Source organism: Alcanivorax sp. HI0044 (genome assembly GCF_001634945.1).
Map to the genome: position 1 here is coordinate 1 of NZ_LWEZ01001907.1, position 1,891 is coordinate 1,891.

A 1,891-nucleotide genomic window follows, 5' to 3' on the forward strand; every position below is an offset into this window, starting at 1 on the left:
GTCGTGGAGTTTATAGTCTTTCTGGAGCGGTTCGGCGTTGCGAACATCCGCGGAAGTCAGGGCCATGGCTCGCTGCAGCTCAGTGTGAAAGTGGGGTCCGCACAGACGGTGCCTGTTTCAATAAGTTACCCAGCTTTTGGGTGGCGTTCAATTGCTGTGCGGTCAGCGTTTTTTGCTGCAAGGTGATCTGTTCTCACCTGCATGAAACGAAAAACGCCGCCAGAGTGCTGGCGGCGTTTTTCCCGGGCGGTCTGTCAAGAGCCGGTTATTCCACCGGGTTAACGCACTCGGCCCGTGAAGGCTCCTGCTTGCAGCGAACCTTGAGCAGCAGGGACATCATGTCCTTGTTGTATACCCCTTTCTGGGTCAGCTCAATGCGGGCTTCACGCATCATTTCGTCATAACGCAACTTGTCTTTTTCCGGGATGCGGATCCACCAACGATCGGCGATTTCTTTGCTGGCGTTATCGATCAGCTTCATGGCCCGATCAAACTGGCTGTACATGAAGGCTCGGGATTTCTGGCCATAGCCTTCCGGGAATTTGTCCTTTTTGAAAATGACCTGAGCGCTCAGCTGACCCAGTACATAGTCCAGGATGCCGCCATCCGGAGCCATGCCCTTGTACAGCTCCAGTGCGGAGTAACCCATTACCGGGGCAAAGCAGATATCCACGGAACCGTTGTTGAAACGGGTGGAGAAATTGGTGATATCGGACATAACCGGCGACATGCCGACACGGGACGCCATGCTGGCCTGTGCGCTGTCATATTCAAGGACGGCGATGGATTTGCCTGCCAGTTCTTCAACGGTATCGATTTCCTTGTCTTTCAGGAACAGGAAGGCTGCACCCAGCGGGGCAACGCCGCCCACTTCATAGGGGCCGGAAACCAGATGTTTGTTGACGCTGGGGCTGTTGCTGGCGATCACGGCAATCACCGTTTTCATGGCCTCATAACTGGGGATGGCGCCGATAGAATCCATGCTGCCGGTGTAGCTGTTGAACTGGCGGCCACGGATGCCGGTCAGGACGGCGGCGTCGCATTGCCCGGCCTTCAGGTCCTCGGATGCAATTTTTTCATCCGTGTAGGGTTTTAACTCCACATCCACGCCCCATGCGACGGCGGCAGTCTTGTAGTCGCGCATGATGTTGAAGGTGTCGCCATTGGCGCCAATGATGTCGAAGACGCAGAACGTTCGTTTGGTCAGCGCCATGGCATTGCTGCTCAGGGACAACATGGCTGCGGTGGCCAGGGCGACCAGCCCCATTCTTGTTTTCATGGTGTGCTCTCCAGAAAGTAAACGCGTTGGCATGACTCGGATGGATTACCAGTTTCATGAACTGCATTTTGTTGGCTAAACCGGATTCGTGCTGTGCATAACGTGTTGTGGACAGGGCGGGGAAATGTTGCGGGTGTATACAAAGTGTTAACACCTGTTGGTTCTTGCCGTCCTCTTCACATGCGGTGGCGCCTTGCCCGGGCTCCTGCATGGACCTTTTGTCTCATTTACCCGGCAATCGTCTGTGCTACTGTCTGGGAGAGTGACGCCTCGTCACTGGACAAAGGAAGGAGTTGCCCCGGTGGAATTTGATCCGTTCCTGTTGGCCCGGCTGCAGTTTGCCGCCAATATCAGCTTTCATATCCTGTTTCCCACTATCACCATCGGCCTGTGCTGGGTCCTGTTCTATTTTCGGCTGCGTTATACCTTTTCGGGTGACAAGGCCTGGGAATACGCCTATTTCTTCTGGGTAAAGATTTTTGCCCTCAGCTTTGCGTTGGGTGTGGTGTCGGGTATCACCATGAGTTTCCAGTTCGGCACCAACTGGCCCGGCTTTATGGAAAGAGCGGGGAATATCGCAGGCCCGTTATTGGGTTACGAAGTGTTGACGGC

Annotated in this window: 2 protein-coding genes; one reads left to right on the forward strand and one right to left on the reverse strand. The window is 54.8% G+C overall.

Annotated elements, in window-relative coordinates:
- Positions 1-265: 265 nt before the first annotated feature.
- Entirely contained in the window at positions 266-1,279 is a 1,014-nt protein-coding gene (locus tag A3730_RS28445) for a putative solute-binding protein (protein WP_063521093.1), read from the reverse strand.
- Positions 1,280-1,580: 301 nt separating this feature from the next.
- Between A3730_RS28445 and A3730_RS28450 the strand changes: the two genes are divergently transcribed.
- Positions 1,581-1,891: cytochrome ubiquinol oxidase subunit I (locus A3730_RS28450; RefSeq protein ID WP_197477720.1), on the forward strand; the 311-nt coding region annotated here is incomplete at its 3' end.

Coding starts and splice junctions, on each gene's coding strand:
- A3730_RS28445 (WP_063521093.1), bottom strand. CDS start 1,279: ATGAAAACAAGAATGGGGCTGGTCGCCCTGGCCACCGCAGCCATGTTG.